Below are 24,159 nucleotides of genomic sequence, written 5' to 3'. Positions count from 1 at the left end.
ACCGGCCCATGTCAGCGTCCAAAATAAATGCGTGTCAATTGCTCGGGCAAGTCGGGCGCAAGGCGAAGCGCCTGCTGGAAGTCTTGCTTGCTGAGGGTGGCGATCCGGCCATCGCCGCGACCGACCACCGTGGCGTTGCGAGGCTCGCCGGTGATCAGCGCCCTTTCGCCGAAATATTGCCCAGGTCCCAAGGTGGTGATGGCGCTCTCGCTTCCATTCTGGCTGACGATCACCTGGGCTTGGCCGTCGCGCAGCAGATAGAATAAATCGCCTTCCTCGCCCTGGCGCATGAATACCTCGCCGTCGCGGAAAGGGCGTTGCGTCATCTTTTCCGCCACCTGGGTCAACTCGGCGGTGCTGAGGCGGGCGAACAGGTCGATATTGCGCAGAGCCATGGATAGGTCCACCGCCTCGTTGACGCGGACGTCGGAGACGATGCGCCCATCGACCATGGACATGATGCGGTCGGCCAGGCCGATGATGCGATTATCGTGAGTGACCATCACCACCGCGCGGCCTTCGGTGGCGGCGAATTCGCGCAGCATGGTCACCACTTCCCGGCCCGAGGCCTGGTCGAGGGCGGCGGTGGGTTCGTCGGCCAGAATCAGCCGGGGCGCATTGACCAGGGCGCGGGCCACCGCCACCCGCTGGCGCTGTCCGCCGGAAAGCATGGCCGGCTTGTGATCGATCCGATGCCCCAGGCCCAGGCGTTCCAGCAAGGCCAGGCATCTGCGTCGCGCCTGATCGGGGGGGGTGTCGGCCACATGGGTGGCCATGATCAGGTTTTGCAGCGCCGTCAGCGAATCGAACAGATTGTGCATCTGGAAGATGAAGCCGATATCGCGGCGCAACTGGGTCAGAGCGGCGCCTTGCAGACCACTCAAGGACGTGCCGAGCACCTCCAGCCGGCCGTCCTGGATGCTGCGCAATGCCCCCATCAGGGTCAACAACGTGGTCTTGCCCGACCCCGATGGGCCGGTCAGGATGACCAGACTGCCGGGCTCGATCTCCAGCGATAAATCGAACAAGACCTGAGCGCGGGAGGCGCCGTCGCCGAAATAATGCGACAGGCCCTCCACCCGGACCGGGGCAAAGGCGGCGGCGGCGCTCATGAGAACAGATCCACCGGATCGGCCTTGCGAATCTTGCCGACGGCCAGCAAGGTCGCGGTCACCGCCATGACCACGACAAGGGCGAAAATGACCGCCATGTCGGGCAGGTTCATGCGCAGCGGCAATTTCGAGGCGTCAGCGGCCAGGGCATACACCCCCCAGGCCAGGAAAGACGACGGCACATAGGCGGCCACCGACAGCACCAAGGCGATGAAGCCGACCACGGCGCTGAAGAAGCCCTGTTGGTAGCCGATGGCCCGCAATGTGGCGTATTCCCGAAGGTTGTCGCTGACGATGCCATGTAATGCTTGGGAAATGAAGACGATGCCGACAAAGGTGCCGACGATCAGACCCAGGCGGAAAATATAGCCGATCGGCGTGTTCTCGGCGTAATAGGCGATTTCGTTGTCGATGAAATCCTGTTTCAGGAACACCTGGGCGCGGCCTTGCAGGGTTTCGGCCAGTTGGTCGCGAACCCTCTTGATGTCGTAACCATTGGCCACCCGCAAGACGCCGACGCTAACACGGTCCAGCGGGGTCGAGGTCAGGCGATAGTAATTGAGGTCCGAGGTGATCATGGTGCCGTCGATGGTGAAGGATGGCCCCAGGTCGAACAAGCCGGTCACCCAGCCGATGCGTTGCAAGGTGTCGGTGGCATTGAGCACGGTGATCTCGGACTCGCCCCTGGCCTGGACCGCGTCACGGATGGCCTCGAAATCCACCCGCGATTGGCGATCCATGATCAGCCGGTCGGGCAGGGCCAAGTGCCCGCTCAGGGCGGTGATGCCGGCGGACAGGAAGACCGGTTGCTGTGGCGAGAAGGCCAGCAGGTAACAACTGAGGCCATGACCATCCAGCGGGCTGGCGATCTGGATGGCGGCGGAATAAAGCGGCGCCACCGAGCGGACGCCGGCAACGCCTTGGGCTTCGTACAAAAGCGCGCGGTTCATCCACGGCGGCGAATCGGCCCATGACTTGAAGGTCGGCCCGGCGATCAGGATGTCGGCGTCAAGGGCGCGGGGGATGCCGACCGCGCTGTCGTAAAGGGCGTTCTGGAACCCCAATTGGGTGAAGATCAGCACGATGGCCACGCACACCCCGATCAAGGCGCCCGCCAACTTGCCGCCACGATGGAGCAACTGACGCAGGGCCAGTTCCGCCGCGATCCGCAGCATCACTTCGCCCCCGCCGCCTCGATGTCGCCCACCCTCACCACCACCTCGGCCCCCAAGATGACGGGCAAGGGGGTGTCGGGGGTGATATCGACCTCGACGATACGGGCGTCGCGTCCGGTCAAGACATCGGAAGCCGGCCGCTTTTCACGGAACACTTCGCGCGACACCCGACGGACCCGGCCGTTGACCGGTTGTTCCAGGAAACGGGCGCTGATGGTGGCGGCCATGCCGTCAACCAGTCGGCCGGCCTGGCCTTCCTCGATCTCGGCCACCACCTCCAAGCGATCCAGGGACGCCATGCGCAGCAGGCCGTTTTGGCCGATCAGTTCGCCTGCCCGGCTCTGCACCGACAAAACCACCCCGTCCACCGGCGCCAGGATCGTCAGATGCTCGGCCTGGGCCTTGGCTCGTTCCAAGCTGGCGCTTTCCACCTCGATGCGGGCGAGGGCGACGCGGTCGTCGATGCCGCGCGTCTCGGTTTGCGCCTTCAGCACGTTGGCGGCCTGGGCCACCTCGTTTTCCGCCGTCTTGCGGTCGGCGGCCAGGGAATCCAGCGATTGTTGCGACACATGACCGTCGGCGAACAAGGTCTGGCGTCGCTTCCAATCGCGCTCCAGCATATCGCGGCGGGCTTCCTTGGCGGCCAGCACGTTGCGCTGGGCGGCGATGTCGGAACGCTTGGCCCCGGCGATGGTCTGTTCCCGTTGCAGGTTGGCCAGCGCCAAGGTGCGCTCAGCCATCAGCACCTCCGCCTGGCGGATGTCGTGCCCATCCAGGATGGCCAGGACCTGCCCGGCGTTGACCTTGTCGCCTTGATTGACCAGCACTTGGTGGACCACACCGCCTTCGGATGGTCCGTAAACAGCTCGCACCCGTCCGACCGGCTCGATGCGGCCGCGGGCGACGATGAACGGGGTGGCGGAGGTCGAGGGAACTGGCTTTCGCTCCTCCCCCCCCAAGATGACGAAGCCCAAGACCAAGGTAACGGCAGCCGTTCCCCCGAGCACGGCCTGACGCCGCCGCCCAGGCGGCAAAGAAAAGGCAAACATACTCCCGAACCCCCTCAGGAAACGGACCCCCAGATCCAATATGCGATACATTGCTCGCTCCGGTGGCTGTGGGCAAGCCGCGACCTCGTTACCCGCTGGCAAGCGCTTCCCCAAGAATGTCGCCTTCGGCACCGGTCAATATGACCGCGGTCTGTGTCCGCTGGATCGCCGAAGCCTTTACGAGCGGCAGGTTGTGGCGGCGTAATTATCCAAGCGCCCGAAACAAGGCGGCTCAGCGATTGCCGATATGATATTCGATGGGGTCATTCTGGCATCCCTGTCAACACTCAATGCCACTGCCGCGCCAATGGATCAACGTGCGTCAACGCAAGGGGGCAGGTTGCGCCGCAATAGCTGGGCGAACAGGCTGAATTCCTCGAAGCGCGAGGTGGTGCGCCGCCATGCCATGTCGATGGGGCGCGACGGGGCGCCGACAGCGAAGGAGAGAACGGCGATCTGATCGTCGGCCAAGGCTTCGGCCTGAACGTAAAGGGCTGGAAGCAAGGTGGTGCCCAAACCGGTGGCGACCATCTGCCGCAGCGAATCCAACGAAGTGGCGCGGAAATCCCGGTGTTCGGAGGCGCCTGAGCGTTGGCATAAATCCAGGGCCGGGTCGCGCATGCCGTCGCCGACTTCCAGCATGATCAGACTTTCGCCAGCCAGATCGGCCGGGGCCAGTTTGGTCCGGGCGGCCAAGCGATGCCCCAGCGGCATGGTCAGCCACAAGGGTTCGTGGAACAGCGGCGTCACCGTCAGATGATTGTCATCGTCGGGGGCGGCGGAAATCAGCACGATGTCCAGGTCGCCTTGGGCCAGTTCAGCCAGCAACCGTTCGCGCGGTTCTTCCCGCAGATATAGCTTCAATTCGGGGAAGCTGCCGCGCAGTTCGGGGAGGATGTGGGGCAGCAGGTACGGCCCCAAGGTCCGCAGGACGCCGACGCGCAGGGTTCCCGAGAGCGGCGCCTGTGCCTGATGGGCGATTTCCTCTAACTCGCCGACATCACGTAACACCGCCCTGGCCCGCGTCACCACCGCGCGGCCGATGGGGGTCAACAGAACCTTGCGCCGGGTGCGCTCCACCAGCATGACGCCCAGATGGTCTTCAAGCTGAAGGATCTGCGCCGACAAGGCGGGTTGCGACATATGCAGCCGCTCGGCGGCGCGGCGAAAGTGCAAGGTTTCGGCGACGGCGGTCAGGCATTGCAATTGGCGAAAACTGATCATGAGTCCTGTGATAGTTTTTGATTATCAATTAGAGAAAATATATCGATTAGAGTTATCAGAGGCAAGGGGCTATGGTTTCAATCACGGACAACAGCCCAATGGAGACGTCGATGTCCATTCTTCGCCCCGCCTCGGATACCGCCAGCGCCTATTACAAGGCCATGCGCGAGACCGCCTTGCTGACGGGAGAGGAAGAGGTGGAACTGATCCGCCGCTGGAAAGAGGGGGGGGACGAAAAGGCTCGGACCCGTCTGCTTTCCGCCCATTTGCGACTGGTGGTGAAAACCGCCGGCCAGTTCAAGGGCTATGGCCTGTCGGGCGCCGATCTGGTGGCCGAAGGTAATCTGGGGCTGGTGCGCGCCCTGGAAAGTTTCGACCCTGACCGCAATCTGCGTTTTTCCACTTATGCCCAATGGTGGGTGCGTGCGGCCATGTTCGAATATGTGCTGAAATTCTCGACCCCGGTTAATTTCGGCCTGTCAGCCGAGCGCAAGAAGCTGTTCTTCAAGCTGCGCGGCATCAAGGCGCGGCTGACCGGCCCGTCCGGCAATGCCTTGTCGGTGGCGGAAACCTCGCAGGTGGCCGACGAGCTGGGGGTGCGCGATCAGCGGGTCGCCGAAATGGAGCGCCTGTTGACGCAAAGCCCGCGTTCGTTGGATGCCCCGGTGGGAGAAACCGGCATTCCGTTCGGCGAATTGCTGGCCGACGACACGCCGACGGCGGAAGAGGTTCTGGGCGAACGCCAGGAACTGATGTATCGCCGTGAATTGCTGAAGCAGGCCTGGGAAGGCTTGACCGAGCGCGAGCGCGATATCGTCACCCAGCGGACGTTGCGGGAAAACCCGTTGCGACTTGAGGATCTGGCCCAGCGTTACAACATCAGCCGCGAGCGGGTCCGTCAGATCGAGGCCGCCGCCCTGACCAAGCTCAAGGCCCTGGCCCGCGCCGCCGAGGCAAAACTGCTGCCCAAGGCGCGTCCCGCCTGATCCTTGCTGATTATTGTGCCACTATCACTCCACCGCTGCCCCTTCGGGGGCGGCGGTCTTTTTTTGCCGTTCCGATGGCAGCAAGGCGGCGGCGGCGGCAATGCTGACGGCGGAGCCGGCCAGCACCATGAACAGAACTTCGAAACCGCCGGTCCAGCCGCGGATCAGCGACACCAGCGGTACCGCCAGACCGGAAACGCCGAAGGACAGCACGAATTTGAGCCCGAAGGCGGTGCCCCGCCATCGGGCCGGCGTGTATTTGTTCAGCAACAGGTTTTCCGCCGGAATACCGGCCATGTTGAACAAAACCGCCAACATGGCCGCCGCGACCAGCGGCAGGCCACTGCTCCAGGCGACCAAAACCAGCAGCGGGCCTTGCAGCAAGGCCGAGATCATGTAGATGGTTTTCGCCGGATAACGGTCGGCCAGATGACCGGCGACTACCTGCATCAGGCCGGCAACAAGATAGACGGCGGTGACGGCGAAGGCGGCGCCGCCGATGCCGATGCCGTCGCCCAGACGTTCGGAAAACAGCTTGGGCAGGGCCGGCTGGGTCGCTTGATAGATCAATCCGGCGCCGAGCATGGTGATGGTCAGCACGATGCCGGCGCGCAGGGTGTCGCTTTTACTGGCGGCGGGGCTGGGGGAACGGTCGGCCTTGGTTTCGACCACGCGACCTTGCGCCAAAAACCAGACAAAGGCCATGCCGGTGATGATGACGGCGATGCCCGGCAGGATAAAGGCGAAGCGCCAGCCCAGGGTTTCGATCAAGGCGCCGGCGATCAGGCCGGCCATGGCCGGGCCGATGCCGCCAAACACACCGTTGATGCCGATGGCTTTGCCCTTATCGACAGCGTTGCGCAGCAGCCAGGAAATGCCCACCGGGTGATAGATCGAGCCGAACAATCCGGTGGCGGCCAGGGCCACGGCCAGACTTAGTGGCGTGTGGGTAAAGCCGACGGCGATGGCCGAAACGCCAAGGCCGAAAAAGAACAAGGTCATCATCCCCACCGTCGACCAGCGGTCACCCAGCCATCCGGCGACCGGGGCCAGCAAACCGTAAAGCAACTTGGCGGCGATGATCAGGGCCAGCACTTCTTCGTAGGGCAGGCCCAGTTCACCCGGCAGCGCCAGGGCGACGATATAGAAGATGGGCTCGAACACATGGGCGTAAAGGTGGCCAATGCACGAGAAGGAAAGCGAGGCGCGGGCCTGAGCGGGAGTGGACATGCCGCGCACTGTGCCAGAATGCTTTAACCGCTCACAAGCGGCTCCTTCAATATCGGCAGGCGGACTCGCCAAAAGATACGGATACGTCAAAGCCAAAAGTCTGTATCTTTTTGACAGGAACGAAATGAGGGGGGGGAAGTCTCGGCGTGTCCGCCAAAACCAGCCTGATCGACCATCTTTTTCTCCGTCTGACGGTGGTGGCCGGCAGCGGGCTGGTCTTGTTGTGTCTGATCTGGGGCGTGGTGGAGTTTCTTGAGTTCAACCGCCGCTCCGCCAGCCTGCGCGAGGCTCAGCGTCAGAATACCCAGGTTTATTTAAAGCGTTTGATCGATGATGTTTTGGACACCATCGCCTTTGAACGTCATCGGACCGAAGCGCGGGTTGAAGAAACGCTGCGCCAGCGCGTCGATGAAGCCCAGGCCATCATCGGCAATCTGCTGAAGACCCAGGCCAGGGGGCGCAGCCGGGCCGAACTGGAAAACATGGTGCGCGAAACCCTGCGGCCGATTCGATTCAACAACGGTCGCGGCTATTTCTTCGCTTTCGATTTGGACGGCACCGAGAAGCTGTTCCCGTTGCGGCCCGATCTGGAGGGCGTCTCCATGCTGGGGCAAACCGGGGCGCGAGGGGAATTCGTCGTCTACGATATGCTGCAACTGGTCAAGCGCGAAGGCGCCGGCTTATATCGCTATTACTGGGCGCGGCCGGACAAGCCGGGCAACGATCACCTGAAACTCGCGTATGTGCGGGTCATTCCCGAATTGGGCTGGGTGATCGGGACCGGCGAATATGTCGAGGACATGGAAGCCGATATCAAGGCGGAATTGCTTGAACGCATCGGGCATCTGCATTTTGACCAAGATGGCTATGTGTTCGTCAGCCAATGGGATGGTCTGTCGCTGGTCGGCGCGCTCAAGGGCGCCAACCCCCTGGCGGCAATGGATTCACCCTTGCGCGATGGAACCTTGGCGCTGATTGAAGCGGCCAAGGCCGGGGGCGGTTTCGTTTCTTATGTCATGACCGATGGCGCTGGCGGCAAGGTGCAAAAATTCAGCTACGTGGCCGGCATTGCCGAATGGCAATGGTTTGTCGGCGCGGGTTTGACACATGACCGCACCGAAGCCGAGATTGCCGAGCAGCATCGCCACTTGATCCATGGCATGGGCATAAAGGTGCTGATGGCAATGTTGGCCGCGGTGATCATCGGCGCCGTCGCCTGGGTGATCATGCGGGCCGCGTCACGCCGAGCGGCGCAGGATGCGCAAAAGCTGAAACAGGCGTTGGAGCAGGCGGCGGAATCGCCGCACCCCATCGATACCGAGCCGATGCGCTTTACCGACCATCAGGACTTCGCCGCCGCCGCCAACCAATTGATTGTCCGACGTCAGGCGGTGGAAAGCCAATTGTTGGACCGAACCGCTCAATTGGAACAGACCAACGCCGATTTAGAGCGCTTCGCCTATGTGGCGTCGCATGATTTGCAAGAGCCGCTGCGGACCATCGGTCTGTTCCTGCAATTGCTGAAACGACGGATTGCCGACAAATTGGATGGCGAATCGTTGGAATACATTGAATATGCGGTCGGTGGGGCCGATCGCATGCGCAATAATATTCAAGGCTTGCTGGCGTATTCGCGGTCGTCCCAACATGGGGATGAGCGGTGCGAGACCGATTTGGCGGTCTTGGTCGGCCGGGTGATTTCCGACCTTTCCGGGGCTATCGCCGCCACCGATGCCCGCATTGATGTGGCGCCGCTGCCGGTGTTGACGGTCAATCCCGATCAGATGGCCGCCTTGTTCCAAAATCTGATCAGCAATGCCATCCGCTATCGCCATCCCGATCGCGTGCCGCATATCGCCATCGACGCCTTTGCCCATGACGCCGGCGTGTGGGAATTCGCAATCAGCGATAACGGCATCGGTGTCCCCGAGGATTACCGGACCGCCATCTTCGAGCCGTTCCGCCGTTTCCACCCGCCGGGGATGGATGGCGGTTCAGGGATCGGGCTGGCCTTGTGCCGACGGGTGGTGGAAACGCACGGCGGCAAGATTTGGGTCGAGGCGACCGATAGCGGCAGCTCCTTCCGCTTCACCATTACTCCGGTAATTTCAGACTGAAGTAAAAACAGCTGCCCTCGCCTGGGGTGGATTCAACCCAGATATGCCCTTCGTGGCGTTCGACCACCTTGCGACACACCGCCAGACCGATGCCGGTGCCTGGATATTGGGTGCGGATGTGCAGACGCTGGAAGATGCCGAAAATCCGCTCGAAATATTCACTTTCGATGCCGATGCCGTTATCGGCAATGGCGAAGGTGGCGAATGTGTCGTCGGTGGTGGCGCTGATGGTGATGAGAGGGGGAGTGCCGGCGCGGTGGTATTTCAAGCCGTTGCCGATAAGGTTCTGAAACAGTCGGATCAATTGCGGTTCCGAGGCGAGGACGCGGGGCAGGGGGGATTGTAGGGTCACGCTGCCGCCGCAATCGACCAGGACCGCCTTTAGATTGTCGATGGCGATTTGCGCCGCCGGCGCCGATTCCATCGGCGCCAAGGCTTGGCCCCGGCCGATGCGGGAATATTCCAGCAGATCCAAAATCAGCTGGTCCATGCGGGTGACGCCCTCGCGGGCATAGGCGATGAACTGGCGGGCGTCATCGTCTAGTTGCGGGCCATAACGCCGGTCCAGCAACGCCACGTAACTGGCGACTTGGCGCAGTGGTTCGCGCAGATCGTGGGACGCCACATAGGCGAATTGCTCAAGATCCTCGTTCGAACGCTCGATTTCAGCCACGTAGGATTTAATCTTTTGTTCCGCCCATACCTGTTCGCTGATATCGCGGGAATAGACCGCGATGCGGCGGACGATTCCGGCGTTGTCTTTGAGCGGATAGATGGAATTGGAAAGGTAACGGCCGTTGCGGACGTCGCTGGTAACCACGGGTTTGCCCGCCATCACCACGCCGGCGACGGCGATCCGGCGTTCGTCCGAGACATCGGTGGGGAAATAATCCCAAAGATTGGTGCCCGTCACCTGGCTGGAATCGATGCCGAAACGGCTGGCGAAAACCTGATTGCAGGCGCGCATGGTGCCATCGGCGTCGAACAGCATGCAGGCATCGGAGGAGGCGTCAAGCAATTGCCGTGAGGTTTCCTCGGTTGTGCGCAATTCTTCTTCGGCTTGGCGGCGCAAGGTGATTTCGCGCAGTAATCGGCGGTTGGCCAAGGCGAAACTGCCCAGCAGCAACAAAGCGATGGTCAGACCGCCACCGCCCCACAAGACCACGGTCCAGGTGTCGATGCCATAATCGTAATGGGCGCTGAGCCAATGGTGGCGGATGTTGCGGTGTTCTTCGGCGGTGATGTTGGCGAGGGCCACGTCCAGGGCGGCGGCCAGTTGCGGCCAGTCCCCCCGCACGCCGAACGATAATTCCGCTGCCGCCAGTCCCGAAGGCGCCGCGATCTTGAGATTGGTGTACCCTTTGTTCTCGATATGCCAGGTGGCGACGGGCAGAACGCCGACATAGGCGTCGGCATCGCCTTGGGCGACGGCACGAATTGCCTCGGCGCTGGTATCGACCGTCTTCAAATGGAGGGCGGGGTGCCGAAGGCGGATTTCTTCCGTGTACCAATAGGATTTTTCCGCCACCACCACACGTCCGACCAGATCGTCGAGCCCACCAATGAAGCCGGAATTGTTGCGGGCGATGATGACCACGGGAAAAGAGGTGTAAGACCGGGTGAAGTGGATGTTTTGGCGCCGCTGATCGGTGGCCCGCATGGTCGGCTGCACGTCGATACCATCGCCGGTGGGCAGGCGTTTCATCACCTCGGGGAAGGTCTTGACCGCGGATGTTTCGATGGTCAGGCCCAGCTTTGCCGCCGCCAGGGTCATGTAATCGACGCTCAGTCCCCGTGCCCCGGCTTCATCTTGAAAGATCAAGGGCGGCCAGTCGTCTTGCAGGCGGACGCGGATAACCGGATGCTGGTCCAAGAAGGCGCGCAGCTCGGGATCAAGCTGCAACGTCTCCGCCCGCGAAGAGGCGACGGGCGACAGTATGATCAGGATGATCAAACCCCAGCGACATCCCCACATGTCCGCCCCCCATTCTCACGTTACACGTGAACTGTGATGGCTAAGGTGATGACCTGGCAAGCGACAAACGGTGCTGAAACGAAGGGCTATACGAAAATTCCGTCAGATACCCGCGCCCTGGTCGATCAATCCGGTTTGCCGTTCAACCTCGGTCAGCAAGGTATGCAGGCTTTTGTCGAGATAGCCGTCGGTTTCCAATCGTCGCACGGTGTTGATCAGGTAGTCACGGTTAAGGCCGGCGCAGCCTTGCGCATTCATGATGATGGAGGCCGCCTGTTCCAGCTCGAGATTGCCGGCGTAATGGCGATGGCGGCGGTCGGCGACGAAGCAATAGGCCGGAACCCGGCTGCCGTCATCCAAGCTGATTTTCAAGGTCTTGGCCACATAGGCATAGCCGACCAATTCCCGCTCGTTCAGATATTCCACCGTGATTTGGGCCTTGGCGGCGGCGACGCGGAAGGCGACGCCGCGACACGAGCCGCCGCGATCCAAGCCCAGCACCAGGCCAGGGTGATCGGGGGTGCCGCGATAATGCAGGGAATACAGGCAAAATGACCGGTTCCAGCCCTTGAGCAGGGCCGGGCGGGCCTCGACGAAGTCGAAACCCGGCCGCCACATCAGCGAGCCGTAGCCGAATACCCAAAGGTCATGGTCAAGGTCAGACGTGGTCATTGCTGCGTGCTGTCGCTATGGTGCTGGCTTCGTGCCATTTGGGACCCGCACCATGACCGAGACCGCCGCCGCCCGCCAGTCCGAAATGATCCTGAGCGACCAAGATCGCCGTGGCCTGTATCGGGCCATCCTGGGGCGGCGCGACGTGCGCGGGCAGTTTTTGCCCGACGCCATCGCCGATGACGTGCTGGCCCGCATCCTGGTCGCCGCCCATTACGCTCCCTCGGTCGGTTTCATGCAGCCGTGGAGCTTCATTATCGTCCGGTCGCCCGACCAACGCGCCCGCATCAAGGCGGCCTTTGATCGCGCCAATACCGAGGCGGCGTTGATGTTTGACGGCGAACGGGCGGAAAAATACCGCGCCCTCAAGCTCGAAGGCATTCTCGACGCGCCGATTAATCTGTGCATCACCTGCGACCGCGATCGCGCCGGCCCGGTGGTGCTGGGACGCACCCACATGCCGGAGATGGATTTGTATTCCACCGTTTGCGCGGTGGAAAATCTGTGGCTGGCGGCGCGGGCCGAGGGGCTGGGGGTGGGCTGGGTCAGCATCATCCAGCCCGAAGCCTTGCGCGCCATTCTCGGGCTGCCGGAACAGGTGGTGCCGGTGGCTTATTTGTGTCTGGGCAAGGTCAGCCATTTCCTGGCGCAGCCGGAATTGCAGAATTCCGGCTGGCGCCAGCGCTTGCCATTGCAGGATCTGGTCGCCTTTGACGCTTGGCAGGGCGCCGCCAGTACAGAGGATGATGCCTTGCTGGCGGCCCTGCGCCACGCCCAGGATAAAGCGGCGATGGGTGAAATCTGATCACAGCCGGCGAAACAGGCACCAGCGGAATTTTTGTACTTGCCCGCTTGGGGTCTGGTGATCTTCGGCGATTTCGCGATCAAGGGCGAAATCCGGCCCCAGCACGGCGGCCAGACTGGCGGCGTCGTGGGGCTGCACCGGCAGGCCCGAGCATGTTTCCGGGCCATCGGGGGCAAAGGTGGCGATGATGGCCCAGCCGCCGGGGACCAGGGCGGCCTTCATCACCTTGACATAGACCTGCTGTTCCGAGGCGGTGGTGAGAAAATGAAACACCGCGCGGTCGTGCCACAATTCGAACAGGCCGGGCACCGGCCGCCATTGCAGGACATCGGCGCAAATCCAGGCGACATCGTCGCCCATCGCGCCCAAACGGTCGTGCGATTGGACCAGTGCGGGCTCGGCGATATCAAGAACGGCGACATTGCCGTGACCGCGAATAACCAATTCACCGGCCAGCGCCGACAGGCCGCCGCCGACATCGACGATGCCGGCATCACGGCGCAGGCCGGTGGCGGCGATCAGGCCCAGCGACAGGGCCGGATTGTCTTGGAACCAACTGACCTTGTCGGTGGCCTTGGTCGTCCATATCTGTTGCCAATGGGCTTTGCGTTGGTCCGAACTGCTCATGGCGGTGACTGTGCCTGTTTGTTGAAAGTGCAGTATTGCCCCTTCCAGGGGTGCCGTCATGCTGGAAATCCGTCGCCTAAGGTCGTATAGAATTCGCTCCGTTTCCCGCTGCTGGCGGGAATGACTTTTCGTTTGTCGTGTCGAGGATGGTTTGATGGCTGACGTGTGGACTCCGGATTCCTGGCGCACCAAGACCTTGCATCAGGTTCCTTCCTACCCGGATCAGGGTAAGCTGGCTCAGGCCGAGGAAACTTTGTCGCTGTCGCCGCCATTGGTGTTTGCCGGCGAGGCCCGTCGGCTGAAGTCGTCCCTGGCCAAGGTGGCCGAGGGGAAGGCTTTTCTGCTGCAAGGCGGCGATTGCGCCGAAAGCTTCGCCGAATTCCGTGCCAACAATATTCGCGATACCTTCCGCGTCATGTTGCAGATGGCGGTGGTGTTGACCTATGGCGCCGCTATGCCGGTGGTCAAGGTTGGCCGCATGGCCGGTCAATTCGCCAAGCCGCGTTCCGCCGATAACGAGACCATCGATGGTGTGACGCTGCCCAGCTATCGCGGCGATATCATCAACGGCATCGAATTCACCCCCGAAGCCCGCATCCCCGACCCCGAGCGCATGGTGCGCGCCTATAACCAGTCGGCGGCGACGTTGAACCTGTTGCGCGCTTTCGCTCAGGGCGGCTATGCCGACCTGCATAAGGTGCACCAGTGGACCTTGGGCTGCGTCGAAGGCTCGTTGCAGGGCAAGCTGTACCGGGAAATGGCCGACCGGCTGTCCGAGACGCTGGCCTTCATGGAAGCCTGCGGCATGACCTCGGAAACCACCCCGCAGATCCGTGAGACCGAGTTCTTCACCTCGCACGAAGCCTTGCTGTTGCCCTATGAGCAGGCCTTGACCCGCGTCGATTCGACCTCGGGCGATTGGTATGATTGCTCGTCGCACATGTTGTGGATCGGGGAACGCACCCGTCAGCTTGACGCCGGCCATGTGGAATTCCTGCGCGGCGTCAAGAATCCCATCGGGTTCAAGGCCGGCCCCGGCATGTCCGGTGACGATTTGTTGAAACTGATCGACGCCCTCAATCCGGAAAATGAACCCGGCCGTCTGACCGTCATCACCCGTATGGGGGCGGAAAAGATCGAGGAAAAGCTGCCGGCCCTGGTCCGTCACATCCAGCGCGAAGGCCGTTCGGTGGTGTGGTCGTGCGACCCCATGCACGCCAACACGGTCAAGGCTTCCAGTGGCTACAAGACCCGTGAATTCGACCGCATTCTGGCCGAGGTTCGCGCCTTCTTCGCTGTCCACAAGGCCGAGGGCACGCATGCCGGCGGCGTCCATTTCGAGATGACGGGGCAAGACGTCACCGAATGTGTCGGCGGCATGCGGGCGGTGACCGAAGCCCGTCTGGGCGATCGCTACCATACCCATTGTGATCCGCGCCTGAATGCGAACCAGGCCCTGGAACTGGCATTCCTGATCGCTGATCAGTTGAAGACGGAACGCCTCAAGGGGCAGGCGCAACAGCGCGTCAACGCCGGCTGAACCGCCATTTCCCCCGGCCGCAGCGCGGCCGGGGGATCGCGTGCATTTTAATCATTTGCTAAATCAATTGTTGCTTTGGCCGAGACGCCAAGCCTATCGTGTTGCCGTGATAAGGGTGGCAGGGAGAGGCCGCGCCATGTCGGGTCGCCGGCGATGCTGAAATCGCGGCAGAAAACAACTCCCCCTTGTTCCTGGCCTGGATGGCCCGTTGACCTAAGCTTTTGTCCATCTGGTTCCGCTGTTATACGGAACCAGATATTTGAGAAATGTTCTTAACAATTCTCGGGAGGACAGGCATGAGTAGTTCCGATCAGATCTGGCGGGCGACCGCTTCTTGGAATCGGACCAGCCGCTTCTGGCTGGCGTGGCCAAAGGCCACCGGGCACCGTGATCATGATGAAATTGCCCGCGACGACAGTGTCGCTTTGGCACAATTGCTGGCGGCCCATGCGCCGGTCACCATGGTGGCGCATTCCGCCGATGTGGTGCCGTGCTCGTTGCAAATGCCGAGCGGGGTCAAGATACTGGCCGCCGATTCTGGCGCGGGCTTGCTGTCCGCGCAGCCGGTGTGGCTGACCGACGGCGCCGGCGCCATCCTGGCCGGGGTCGCCTGTGATTCGGTGTCGGGCCGGGATTTGGCGCAAGCCGCCGGGGTCGGCATTGTCGATTTGCCGGCGGGATGGCAAGGCGATCTGATCGAAACCGACGGCGAGGGCTCGGCTCTGGTTCTATCGCGTCTGGCCGATGGCCTGGATGGCGGGCGGCCCGAGGCGGAGCGGCTTTTGCGCGAGAAATTGGGAATTGTCACGGTGATCTGGCTGGATGATCCCAGAACAGGGCCCGGAACCGGGCGGGTGCCGGCGCGCTTTCTGGCTCCGGGAATTGTCGCCGTCCCCGGTGGTCATACCGCGCAGCATCCGGCTTTTGCCGCCTTGTCGGCCAATCGCGATCGCTTGCGCGTGACCTCGGACCGGATGGGGCGCAGTCTCAACGTCATTGACCTGCCTTGTCCCAACCGGACACAGGGGTGTTATTCCGATTGCATGGTGGCCGGCGATCTGGTGCTGGTGCCCGAGTTCGAAGAAAGCCGCGATGCCCAGGCCTTTGCCCAGGTGGTGGCGGCGCTTCCCGATGCCCGCGTGGTCGGTTTTCCCGCCAGCCATCTGGCCGCGCCCGGAGCCGGCCTGGGGCGGAGCGTGCTGGCCCAGCCCAAGCTGAATTAGGACCGATCCGCCTGGGAGGAAGCGGGGGCAAAGCCCCCGAAACCGCGTTCTCGCTTGTTGTATGGGCGAGCAGCACCCCGGACTACCGCATGTGTTAAAGGATGCTTTGGCCGGTCTTGGCCCAGTCGGCGCAGAAGGCGGCCAACCCCTTGTCGGTCAGCACATGGCCGTACATCTGCTTAAGGATCGACGGCGGCATGGTCACCACATGGGCGCCCAGACGGGCGGCGTCGGTGACGTGCATGGGGTTGCGGACACTGGCGACCAGCACATCGGTGGTGAAATCGGGATATTGGCCATAGATTTCGACGATGTCGGAAATCAACTGCATGCCGTCCTGGCCGATATCATCAAGGCGACCGACGAAGGGCGAGACGAAGGCGGCGCCGGCCTTGGCGGCCAAAATAGCCTGATTGGCCGAGAAGCACAGGGTAACGTTGACCAAGGTGCCTTCGTCCGACAGCACCTTGCACACCTTGAGACCGTCCACGGTCATCGGCACCTTGACGGTGACGTTGGGGCGCAGGTCGCGCAACTTGCGGCCTTCGGCCAGCATGGTGGGGTAATCGGTGGCGCCGACTTCGGCCGAAATCGGGCCGGGGATGATGTCGCAAATCTCGCAGATCACGTCCAAGATGTTGCGGCCCGATTTGGCGATCAGCGACGGGTTGGTGGTGACGCCGTCCACCAATCCGGTGTCGGCAAGGGCCTTGATCTCGGCGACCTCGGCGGTGTCGATGAAGAATTTCATGTCTGGCAGGCTTTCTGGGATCGAGAGAGGATTCAGTCAGCGGCGCGCTTAAGAACTTCGGTGACGGTTACCGCCAGATGATCTTCCACCACCACCACTTCGGCACGGGCGATGTGCTTGCGGTTGACGTAGAGATCGACGGGGTCGTTGACCTTGCGGTCCAGTTCCACCACGGCGCCGCGGCCAAGTTTCAGCAATTGGGCGATGGGCAGATTGGCGGTTCCCAGCACGGCGATGCATTCGACGTTGACGCCGTAAACTGCTTCTTGGTGCTTGGCACCCACCATGGTGTCGTCATTGGCCATTTGTCGCCGCCTTGCTGCCTGTTGGATGGACTCCAACAGGCAGTAGAACACGGTAAAGGTTAATGCTTGGTATCAGGGCATCAAGACGTACACGCCCGGCGCCTCGGCGATGGGCGGATAGCCGGCTTCGCTGGCGCCCATTTTCGGCGGCGCCACCTGGCCCGATGAATTGGCCACCAACCATTCTTGCCACGGTTCCCACCACGAACCGGCATTCTTGGGGGTCACCATGGCCCAGGAATCGGGGTCGACATATTTGTCGGCATCGGCGCGGGTGGCGATCTGGTACGAGCGGCCGCGATGGCCGGGTTCCGAAACGATGCCGGCATTGTGGCCGCCGCTGGCCAGGATGAAGGTGACGTCGGTATCGGACAGAATGCCGATCTTATAGACCGACTTCCACGGCGCCACGTGGTCCTTGGTGGTGCCGACGGCGCAGATGGGGGCGCGGATGTCGGTCAGGGCGATGGGGCGGCCCTCGACGGTGTAGCGGCCCTTGGCCAACATGTTGTTGAGGAACAGCCGGCGCAGATATTCCGTGTGCATCTTGTAGGGCAGGCGAGTGGCGTCGGAATTCCACGCCATCAAATCGTTGGCGGTGTCGCTTTCGCCCAACAGGTACTGGCGGATCATGCGCGACCACACCAAATCGTTGGAACGCAGCATCTGGAAAGCGCCGGCCATCTGTTTGGTGTCCAGATAGCCCTGGTCCCACATGACGTCTTCCAGATAGGTGACCTGGCTTTCGTCGATGAACAGCATGATCTCGCCGGCATCCTCGAAATCGGTCTGTGCCGCCAGCAAGGTTACCGAGGCCAGCCGGTCATCGCCTTCGCGGGCCATGGCCGAGGCGGCGATGGAGAGCAGCGTGCCGCCCAGGCAATAGCCGGCGCCGTGGACCTTTTGGTTGGGAACGATGGCGTTGATGGCGTCCAGCGCCGCCATGACGCCGAAGCGGCGGTAATCGGCCATGCCCAAATCACGGTCGTCGGCGGTGGGGTTCTTCCACGAGATGACAAAGACGGTGTGTCCCTTGGACACCAGCCACTTGACCATGGAATTGGCCGGCGACAGATCAAGGATGTAGTACTTCATGATCCAGGCCGGCACGATCAGGATCGGTTCGGCGTGGACGGTCTCGGTGGTCGGCGAATACTGGATCAGCTCGATCAGCTTGTTGCGGAAAACAACCTTGCCCGGGGTGCAGGCGACGCCCTTGCCGACCTGGAACTTTTCATCCTTGACGTAATCGCGCCCGGTCAGGTTGCGCATGATGTCGTCGGACAGGTTTTGCAGGCCACGCACCAGATTCTGGCCGTTTTGTTCGGTGGTCACCTTGATGACGTCGGGATTGGTCATGAAGAAATTGGCCGGCGACAGCACGTCGAGCAATTGGCGAGCGGTGAATTCCACCACGTTTTGGCGGTGCTTGCCGACGCCGCGCACGTTGGTGGTGGCGTAATGCCACCATTGCTCGGTGTAGAGGAAAGCCTGGCTCATGACGTTGTAGGGGAATTTCTGCCAGCCATCGCTGGCGAAGCGCGAATCCTGGGCCAGGGGCACGAAGGGATCGGGGTCCGAGCGGCCCATGAGCGAATCAATGGTGTAGCGGGCCAGCGGCAGCGCCTTGGACATGGCGTTCTGGGCCATTTCGCCGACCTTGCCGGGCGAGTTGGCCAGATGGACCTGCCAGTCCAGATAAGCCAGCAGCAACGAGGCCGGCGACAGGGCGTTGGTATAACGCCCCTGCATGGCGTGCATCAGCCGATCGGTGCTTTCGGTGAAAATGGGGAAAGGCGTGCGGAACTGTTCGATGCCCATGGGCATCGCCAGCATCTGGTGGACCGGGTTCACATGGGCGGGGATGACGGCCGCCGGGTTGGTCGCCGGCGCCGCCGGCGCGACAACCCCATCGGGTTGCGGTGCGGAATTGGTCGAACGGCGCGGGGGGCGGATTTCGTTCATGGTGACGGGTCCCTGTCCAGAAAGGAAAATTGGCGAAACCACTATAAGTCTTGCGGGTAAAGGGGGTGTATGAAGTTTCTGCAACTGCGAGATGGGTGCAGGGCAGGGCAAAACAAGATTTCTGTGATGAATTCGTATAATCAGGGCGAATCGGGGGGAATCCATTGGATTTTCCCCCCACCTTAAAGGTATAGTCAAGGTTGGATTAGTTTAGGCTTCGTCCATTTTCATGGTTTGGGACGAAACGGGAACAAGGTAGTCATGGCACTCGGCACCAACAAAGTCTCGGCGTTAGCGACGCCCGGCATGACGGCGGCGGCAACAGCCCGCCCCGCGTCGGGTGGTCGCAATGTCGCGTCGGTGAATGGTGGTCCGGCCGAGGCTGCTGGTTTTTCCTCGCAGATCGGCGTCAATGACAACCGCCTGTTGCGCTATGACGATGAACTTGATTTCGGCTTTTCCGAACATCATGAACCCGGCCAGCAGGGCACGCCGTTCATGTCCCGGCTGGCATCCAGTTTTCAGGCTGATCTCGCCGACGAAGCGGTCGGCGGCGGCTCGTCCGGAATCTTCATGGATTACGTCATGCGCGGCGTCGGAACTTACGAGCACAATATGCGGGTGACCACGCCCGGTTCCGTCCGTCCCGGCAGCGTCATCAACTACATGTATTGATGGATTTTGTCCGGCCTTACTGAAAGGCGGGAACTTCGCGGCGGAGATCGCCGCTGCCTTGCGCGAATGTCAGGGTGAGATGGGCGGCGATTTCAGTCTCCGCCGTGCCGATGGTTTCTGGCGGTATGGCGGAGGCCGTGATGCCGTGGCAGGCCAGGGTGTGGATCAATCGGCCGCTTTGGTCGGCAGGAAACTCGAAATTGACGACGGCCATCACGTCGGAAAACAAGGTGTGATCGATGATCCATCCGCCAATGGTTAGAATCGATTGAGTGACAGCGTCGAGGGCGCTGTGTCGCTCGGTATGGACGATGGCTTCCAGTCGCAGAAATGACCGCATCGTCCCACTCCAATTACGACCAGCGTGGCTCGGTTTGGCGACGGAGAACGTCCAAGGCCCGCTCCGCCCGCCAAAAGGCGCCATCGATCTCTTTGTTTTGATAGCGACGGATGAAATCGACGTGGCTTTCCATGGCGGCCAGCATGTCGCGCGGCCGGTCGGGGTCGGCCCTTTCTCCGGTCAGGGCGCCGATGGTGCTGTCATAATCGGGGTGTAATTCGCTGGGGAAGCCGACCCACTGGTATTCGTCCCAACGCAAGCTGCCCTCAAGGTACAATTCATGGGTGATCTCGGCGTATTGACGCGGGCTGACGTTGCGCAGGTCGTACCGGGCGCGCACTTCGGCGCGCGGCGCCGGCAAGGCCAGGATGGGGCGTGCGACGGTGGCGGCGGGATGCACGGAAGGAGCCATGGCGGATTCTCTTGCTGAGGGGCTGAGACAACGATCAAGCAGACTGCGGATAAAGCTCACTGACGGTGGGCGGAAACCCGACGCACCAAGGGGGTGCCGGCAATGGCCGGTTCCAGCATGGGCCTGAGTTCGGCGACGCGGGACAGCGATTGCAATTGGTCCCAGGTCAGGCTGCCCTCGGTGAACAATTCCTGCACCAGCTCGGCCAATTCCAAGTTGCTGGGATGGGCCGGCGCTTTTGCCGTGGCGGGGGTGACGCTGACCACGCGTAACGGCGCGGGTTCGCTTTCGCTAATGGATTGGGTGGCGGAAGGTTCCAGCCAGCCGGGAGTAAAATCGAAGGTCATGCCCATCCTCCGTGTCGTCTTTCCAACACTGTGTCGAGAGTGATGCATGTCACATGCCAGCCACGGAAGCGCGGAAAGCCGCCCCATGTGGCGATAACGGGCGGCAGGTTTTGCCGGTTGGACGGCAAGAAGTGCCGCCGTGCCGGCAAAAAAGAACCGGCACACACTTTGCTGGTGGTTGTTGGTCGGCGATGTATAATGCGACCGGTTTGTTTCGGAGGTCCTGATGGTGCGAGGCGTGTGGGCGGCAATTGCCGTGGTGGCCGTGACTGTGGCGGGCGATGCCCTGGCCGGTCCGGCCGATCTGGCGCCGCATCGTGCCATTTATTCCATGGGGCTGGCCTCGACCAAGTCGGGATCGGGCATCGCCGCCGCGTCCGGCACCATGAGCTATCAGTTCGAAGACGCCTGCGACGGCTGGCTGGTGGAAAACCGCATTGCCGTCACCTATGCCTATACCGAAGGCGGCCAGGCCTTGTCGGCCACCGATTTCATCACCTGGGAATCCAAGGACGGTCTGCATTACCGTTTCCGCATGCGCAATACCCGCGATGGCCAGGTGACCGAAGAGGTGGAAGGCCAGGCCGATCTGAAGGGCAAGGGCTTGGGCGGGACCGCTCGTTTTTCCCGGCCGGAGCCGATGACCTTGGCCTTGCCCAAGGGGACGCTGTTCCCGACCGAACACACCTTGCGTCTGCTGGATGTGGCGCAAGGCGGCGGCCGATCGTTCTGGCGGGTGGTGTTCGATGGCTCTGGCCTTGACGGCCCCTACGAGGTCAATGCCTTGATCGGTCCGCAAAGCCAGGCTTTGCCGGTCAAGCCGGTTTCGACCTTGCTCGGCTCTCCGCATTGGCCCATGCGTCTGGCCTTTTTCCCGGTTTCCAGCCCGGAAGAAGTCCCCAATTTCGAGATGTCCTTGGCTTATCACCCTAATGGGGTCGCCCAGGAGATCGTTCAGACCTTCAAGAATTTCAGCTTGAAGGGGCGTCTTGATTCGCTTGAGACGTTGCCGCGTCGCGGCTGTTGATTTTCCACCACCCTTGCACTGTGTCGCTCCTTGATCGGCTTGCGACAGGAGACCGACATGACTGATTTCACGTCCATGGACATGGCGCAATTGCAGGCCGTGATCGCCGAACACCGCCCGGCAGTGGAAGCCGATCCGCCGGCCCTGGTGCCCGCTTACGCCGAGGCGCTGCTGGCCCTGGCCGCCAAATTGTCGGAAGCCGGCGAGTTGGAAAAAGCCCTGGCCACCTCGGTGGAAGGCGTCGATCACCTGCGCCTGCTGGATGATAACGACCGGACGACCTTTGGCGTGCATCTGGCGTCGGCCTTGAACAATATGTCCAACCGGCTGTCCGATCTTGGCCGCGACGAAGAAGCCCGGATGGCCGGCGACGAAGCTTTTGCCTTGGGCAAGCGGGCCATCGATTCGAGTCCGGCCGAAGCGCGCTTCGTCTTGGTATCAACCCTGATGAACCAGTCGGGCCGATCCTGGCGCGGCGGGCAATCGCTGCGCGCCATCGAGGAATTGGGCACGGCGGTGGAGATTTTCCGTGAAGGCGGCGAGGCGCTGTATTCCTTTCTTGGCGTCATGGTCGACGCCTTGCACCGCAACGCCATGGCTCTGTCCGAGGGCAGCTTGTGGGAAGAAGCCATCGCCGTCCGCCGCATGACCGCCAAGGTCTTTCCCGAGGATCAGGTGCCGATGGCGGTGCATCATCTGCTGGCCCTGACCCTGCAACAGGGGGCCTATGCCAAAAGCCGCGACGGCTTTTTCGGCGAATCGCTGCCGTTGGTGGAAGAGGCGGCTGAATTGGCCCGTGCTCTGGCCGAGGCGGCGCCCGACCAATATCGTCTGTTCCTGGCCCAATCCCTGGCCAATCTGGCCAGCCGTCAGCATGAGGCCCATGCCGACGAAGAGGCCCTGGACGCAGCGGTGGAAGCGGTTGGTGTCTTTCAGGAAATGGCCAAGATCAATCCCGGCGCCGCCTTGGAGCCGCTGGTTCCGACCTTGGAGACCTTCGCCTCGATTCTGACGACCCTGGGTCATGAAGAGCAGGCGCAAAGCATTCTGGCCCAGCGCGAGCAATTGTTGAGCGTATTGGAACAGGCGTCGGGGGCCGAGTAGAATTTTCACCGTCATTCCCGCCATCGCGGGAATGACGGTGAAATATCAGGCGTGCTGTCCGGCGACCCAGCCCGAAGACCACGCCCATTGGAAGTTATAGCCGCCCAGCCAGCCGGTGACGTCAACGGCTTCGCCGACGAAGAACAGGCCGGGAAAGGATTTGGCCTCCATGGTCTTGGATGACAATCCGGCGGTATCGACGCCGCCCAGGGTGACTTCGGCGGTGCGCCAGCCCTCGGTGCCGGCGGGCAGCAATTTCCAGGCATTGACTAATTTACCCAAGGTGGCCAGCGCCTTGTTGGGCAGCTCGGCCATGGGTCTGTGTTCCAGTTTAGCCAAGGCCGCCAAGCCATCGGCCAGACGGCTGGGCAGTAATTCCCCCAACACCGTTTTGGCTTCGGCCTTGGGGCGTTGGTTCTTACGCTCGATCAGCCAGGCGGTGACGTCGGTGTCAGGGGCCAGGTTGACGAAGATTTCCTGGCCTTCGCGCCAATAAGACGAGATTTGCAAAATCGCCGGTCCCGACAGGCCGCGATGGGTGAACAAAACCGCCTCGCGGAACGTGGTCTTGCCGCAGGTGACGATGGCGTCGACGGCGATGCCGGTCAGCACGCGCATGAAATCCAGATCGGCGGCGGTAAAGGTCAAGGGCACCAAGGCGGGACGCATTTCCGTCACCCCCAGGCTGTAATCGCGGGCGGTGAAATGGGCGTAGCTGCTGGCCCCCATTTTGGGGATGGACAGACCGCCGGTGGCGACGATTATGGATTCCGCCGTCACCGGCCCGTCCTCGGTGTCCACGCTATAAGGTCCCGCGCCGCAGACCGGGCCGACCTTCAGGCCGACCTGGAAATCCACCGATCCGGCGCCGCATTCATCCAGCAGCATATTCAAGATCAGCGCCGACGACTGGTCGCAGAACAGTTGGCCCAGATCGCGTTGGTGAAAGGCGATGCGGTACTTGTTCACCAAGGCGATGAAATCGTTCTGGCTATAGCGCTTCAACGCCGATTTGGCGAAATGCGGGTTGGCCGACAGATAGCGGTCGGGGGCGATGTTGCGGTTGGTGAAGTTGCACCTTCCGCCGCCCGAGATCAGAATCTTGGCCCCAGCCTTTTCCCCGTGATCGAGGACCAGCACCCGGCGGCCGCGTTGTCCGGCGGCGGCGGCGGCCATCAGGCCGGCCGCGCCGGCACCAATGATGATGACGTCGTAATCCATGGGGGGGTTATAGAGAGAAGAGTGTCTCTTTTCCAGAACGGACTTATCAGATTGCGGCATGGAGAAAATTGGAACGATATTTGTAAATGAATGGATATTTAGTCGAATATATTGTTATGGTTCCGCACTTATGCATTTATAACGTATGCATTTTGTTATTATCATATTAATGATAAATGGAGTTCAACGACGATCTTCTCAGAGTCCGTCTCGAAAGTGGTTGACCGCTGAGAATCCGGTGTGATTCTGTCCTCGGCGAATTCGAACAGCCGCCGGA

At 61.8% G+C, this 24,159-nt stretch carries 23 protein-coding genes; 8 read left to right on the top strand and 15 right to left on the bottom strand.

Annotation, left to right across the window (positions count from 1 at the left end; all coding sequences use genetic code 11):
* Positions 1–11 precede the first annotated feature (11 nt).
* From KEC16_RS17600 to KEC16_RS17585, 4 genes are all read right to left on the bottom strand, one after another.
* On the bottom strand, positions 12–1,112 hold the full coding sequence (locus KEC16_RS17600; RefSeq protein ID WP_211551376.1) for an ATP-binding cassette domain-containing protein: 1,101 nt from the start codon (positions 1,110–1,112) through the stop codon (positions 12–14).
* Positions 1,109–2,287: an FtsX-like permease family protein gene (locus KEC16_RS17595; protein WP_211551374.1), complete on the bottom strand. Its 1,179-nt coding sequence runs from the start codon at positions 2,285–2,287 to the stop codon at positions 1,109–1,111. The genes KEC16_RS17600 and KEC16_RS17595 overlap by 4 nt, the downstream gene beginning before the upstream one ends.
* Positions 2,287–3,336 carry an HlyD family secretion protein gene (locus KEC16_RS17590; protein ID WP_211551372.1) on the bottom strand — a complete coding sequence of 350 codons (1,050 nt, stop codon included), beginning with the start codon at positions 3,334–3,336 and terminating at the stop codon, positions 2,287–2,289. The genes KEC16_RS17595 and KEC16_RS17590 overlap by 1 nt, the downstream gene beginning before the upstream one ends.
* Before the next feature lie 312 nt (positions 3,337–3,648).
* Positions 3,649–4,560, bottom strand: coding sequence for a LysR substrate-binding domain-containing protein (locus KEC16_RS17585; protein WP_211551370.1), 912 nt, complete (start codon positions 4,558–4,560; stop codon positions 3,649–3,651).
* A 110-nt stretch (positions 4,561–4,670) separates the two neighbouring features.
* On the opposite strand from KEC16_RS17585, the gene KEC16_RS17580 reads away from it, so the two are divergent.
* Entirely contained in the window at positions 4,671–5,546 is an 876-nt protein-coding gene (locus tag KEC16_RS17580) for an RNA polymerase factor sigma-32 (RefSeq protein WP_211551368.1), read from the top strand.
* 24 nt (positions 5,547–5,570) lie between these two features.
* Here KEC16_RS17580 and KEC16_RS17575 read toward each other — a convergent pair whose 3' ends face one another.
* On the bottom strand, positions 5,571–6,776 hold the full coding sequence (locus tag KEC16_RS17575) for an MFS transporter (protein ID WP_211551366.1): 1,206 nt from the start codon (positions 6,774–6,776) through the stop codon (positions 5,571–5,573).
* A gap of 146 nt (positions 6,777–6,922) precedes the next feature.
* Here KEC16_RS17575 and KEC16_RS17570 point away from each other — a divergent pair, with 146 nt between their 5' ends.
* The gene (locus KEC16_RS17570) at positions 6,923–8,893 is read left to right on the top strand and encodes a cache domain-containing protein (RefSeq protein ID WP_211551364.1); all 1,971 of its coding nucleotides are present in this window, start codon (positions 6,923–6,925) and stop codon (positions 8,891–8,893) included.
* On the opposite strand, the gene KEC16_RS17565 is transcribed toward KEC16_RS17570, so the two are convergent.
* Together KEC16_RS17565 and KEC16_RS17560 are read right to left on the bottom strand one after the other, a co-directional pair.
* Positions 8,871–10,847 carry an ATP-binding protein gene (locus KEC16_RS17565; RefSeq protein ID WP_211551362.1) on the bottom strand — a complete coding sequence of 659 codons (1,977 nt, stop codon included), beginning with the start codon at positions 10,845–10,847 and terminating at the stop codon, positions 8,871–8,873. The genes KEC16_RS17570 and KEC16_RS17565 overlap by 23 nt on opposite strands.
* A 123-nt stretch (positions 10,848–10,970) precedes the next feature.
* Positions 10,971–11,540, bottom strand: coding sequence for a gamma-glutamylcyclotransferase (locus tag KEC16_RS17560; RefSeq protein ID WP_211551360.1), 570 nt, complete (start codon positions 11,538–11,540; stop codon positions 10,971–10,973).
* A 52-nt stretch (positions 11,541–11,592) separates the two neighbouring features.
* Here KEC16_RS17560 and bluB point away from each other — a divergent pair, with 52 nt between their 5' ends.
* A complete protein-coding gene (gene bluB / locus KEC16_RS17555; protein WP_211551358.1) occupies positions 11,593–12,345 on the top strand; it encodes a 5,6-dimethylbenzimidazole synthase in 753 nt (250 codons plus the stop codon).
* On the opposite strand, the gene KEC16_RS17550 is transcribed toward bluB, so the two are convergent.
* The gene (locus tag KEC16_RS17550) at positions 12,346–12,972 is read right to left on the bottom strand and encodes a class I SAM-dependent methyltransferase (RefSeq protein WP_211551356.1); all 627 of its coding nucleotides are present in this window, start codon (positions 12,970–12,972) and stop codon (positions 12,346–12,348) included.
* 154 nt (positions 12,973–13,126) lie between these two features.
* Between KEC16_RS17550 and KEC16_RS17545 the strand changes: the two genes are divergently transcribed.
* Together KEC16_RS17545 and KEC16_RS17540 are read left to right on the top strand one after the other, a co-directional pair.
* Positions 13,127–14,512, top strand: a complete 1,386-nt coding sequence (locus tag KEC16_RS17545) for a class II 3-deoxy-7-phosphoheptulonate synthase (protein WP_211551354.1) — start codon at positions 13,127–13,129, stop codon at positions 14,510–14,512.
* 296 nt (positions 14,513–14,808) lie between these two features.
* Positions 14,809–15,735: an agmatine deiminase family protein gene (locus KEC16_RS17540; protein ID WP_211551352.1), complete on the top strand. Its 927-nt coding sequence runs from the start codon at positions 14,809–14,811 to the stop codon at positions 15,733–15,735.
* 94 nt (positions 15,736–15,829) lie between these two features.
* Here KEC16_RS17540 and fsa read toward each other — a convergent pair whose 3' ends face one another.
* From fsa to KEC16_RS17525, 3 genes are all read right to left on the bottom strand, one after another.
* Positions 15,830–16,486: a fructose-6-phosphate aldolase gene (gene fsa, locus KEC16_RS17535; protein ID WP_211551350.1), complete on the bottom strand. Its 657-nt coding sequence runs from the start codon at positions 16,484–16,486 to the stop codon at positions 15,830–15,832.
* 32 nt (positions 16,487–16,518) lie between these two features.
* Complete coding sequence (locus tag KEC16_RS17530) at positions 16,519–16,791, bottom strand: FliM/FliN family flagellar motor switch protein (protein WP_024080289.1); 273 nt, start codon at positions 16,789–16,791, stop codon at positions 16,519–16,521.
* A gap of 72 nt (positions 16,792–16,863) precedes the next feature.
* Complete coding sequence (locus KEC16_RS17525; protein ID WP_249209296.1) at positions 16,864–18,756, bottom strand: PHA/PHB synthase family protein; 1,893 nt, start codon at positions 18,754–18,756, stop codon at positions 16,864–16,866.
* A gap of 261 nt (positions 18,757–19,017) precedes the next feature.
* On the opposite strand from KEC16_RS17525, the gene KEC16_RS17520 reads away from it, so the two are divergent.
* Positions 19,018–19,431 carry a hypothetical protein gene (locus tag KEC16_RS17520; protein WP_211551349.1) on the top strand — a complete coding sequence of 138 codons (414 nt, stop codon included), beginning with the start codon at positions 19,018–19,020 and terminating at the stop codon, positions 19,429–19,431.
* A gap of 16 nt (positions 19,432–19,447) precedes the next feature.
* Here the strand turns inward: KEC16_RS17520 and KEC16_RS17515 are convergent, their stop codons facing one another.
* Genes KEC16_RS17515 through KEC16_RS17505 form a run of 3 tightly spaced genes read right to left on the bottom strand, consistent with a single transcriptional unit; the run spans position 19,448 to position 20,530 of the window.
* Positions 19,448–19,771 (bottom strand): hypothetical protein, encoded by a 324-nt coding sequence (locus tag KEC16_RS17515; RefSeq protein WP_211551347.1) that lies wholly within the window; start codon positions 19,769–19,771, stop codon positions 19,448–19,450.
* Positions 19,772–19,784: 13 nt separating this feature from the next.
* The gene (locus KEC16_RS17510) at positions 19,785–20,183 is read right to left on the bottom strand and encodes a hypothetical protein (protein ID WP_211551345.1); all 399 of its coding nucleotides are present in this window, start codon (positions 20,181–20,183) and stop codon (positions 19,785–19,787) included.
* A 56-nt stretch (positions 20,184–20,239) separates the two neighbouring features.
* Entirely contained in the window at positions 20,240–20,530 is a 291-nt protein-coding gene (locus KEC16_RS17505; protein WP_211551343.1) for a hypothetical protein, read from the bottom strand.
* 226 nt (positions 20,531–20,756) lie between these two features.
* Here KEC16_RS17505 and KEC16_RS17500 point away from each other — a divergent pair, with 226 nt between their 5' ends.
* Both KEC16_RS17500 and KEC16_RS17495 read left to right on the top strand, forming a co-directional pair.
* Positions 20,757–21,557 carry a cell envelope integrity EipB family protein gene (locus tag KEC16_RS17500; protein WP_211551341.1) on the top strand — a complete coding sequence of 267 codons (801 nt, stop codon included), beginning with the start codon at positions 20,757–20,759 and terminating at the stop codon, positions 21,555–21,557.
* A 57-nt stretch (positions 21,558–21,614) separates the two neighbouring features.
* The gene (locus tag KEC16_RS17495; RefSeq protein ID WP_211551339.1) at positions 21,615–22,661 is read left to right on the top strand and encodes a hypothetical protein; all 1,047 of its coding nucleotides are present in this window, start codon (positions 21,615–21,617) and stop codon (positions 22,659–22,661) included.
* Positions 22,662–22,706: 45 nt separating this feature from the next.
* On the opposite strand, the gene KEC16_RS17490 is transcribed toward KEC16_RS17495, so the two are convergent.
* Positions 22,707–23,882, bottom strand: coding sequence for a BaiN/RdsA family NAD(P)/FAD-dependent oxidoreductase (locus tag KEC16_RS17490; protein ID WP_211551337.1), 1,176 nt, complete (start codon positions 23,880–23,882; stop codon positions 22,707–22,709).
* Positions 23,883–24,159: the final 277 nt, after the last annotated feature.

This window comes from Magnetospirillum sulfuroxidans, from assembly GCF_018224925.1.
GTDB classification, from domain to species: domain Bacteria; phylum Pseudomonadota; class Alphaproteobacteria; order Rhodospirillales; family Magnetospirillaceae; genus Magnetospirillum; species Magnetospirillum sulfuroxidans.
The sequence above is the reverse complement of the archived record's forward strand: the minus strand, read 5'-3'. Positions and strand labels throughout refer to the sequence as shown.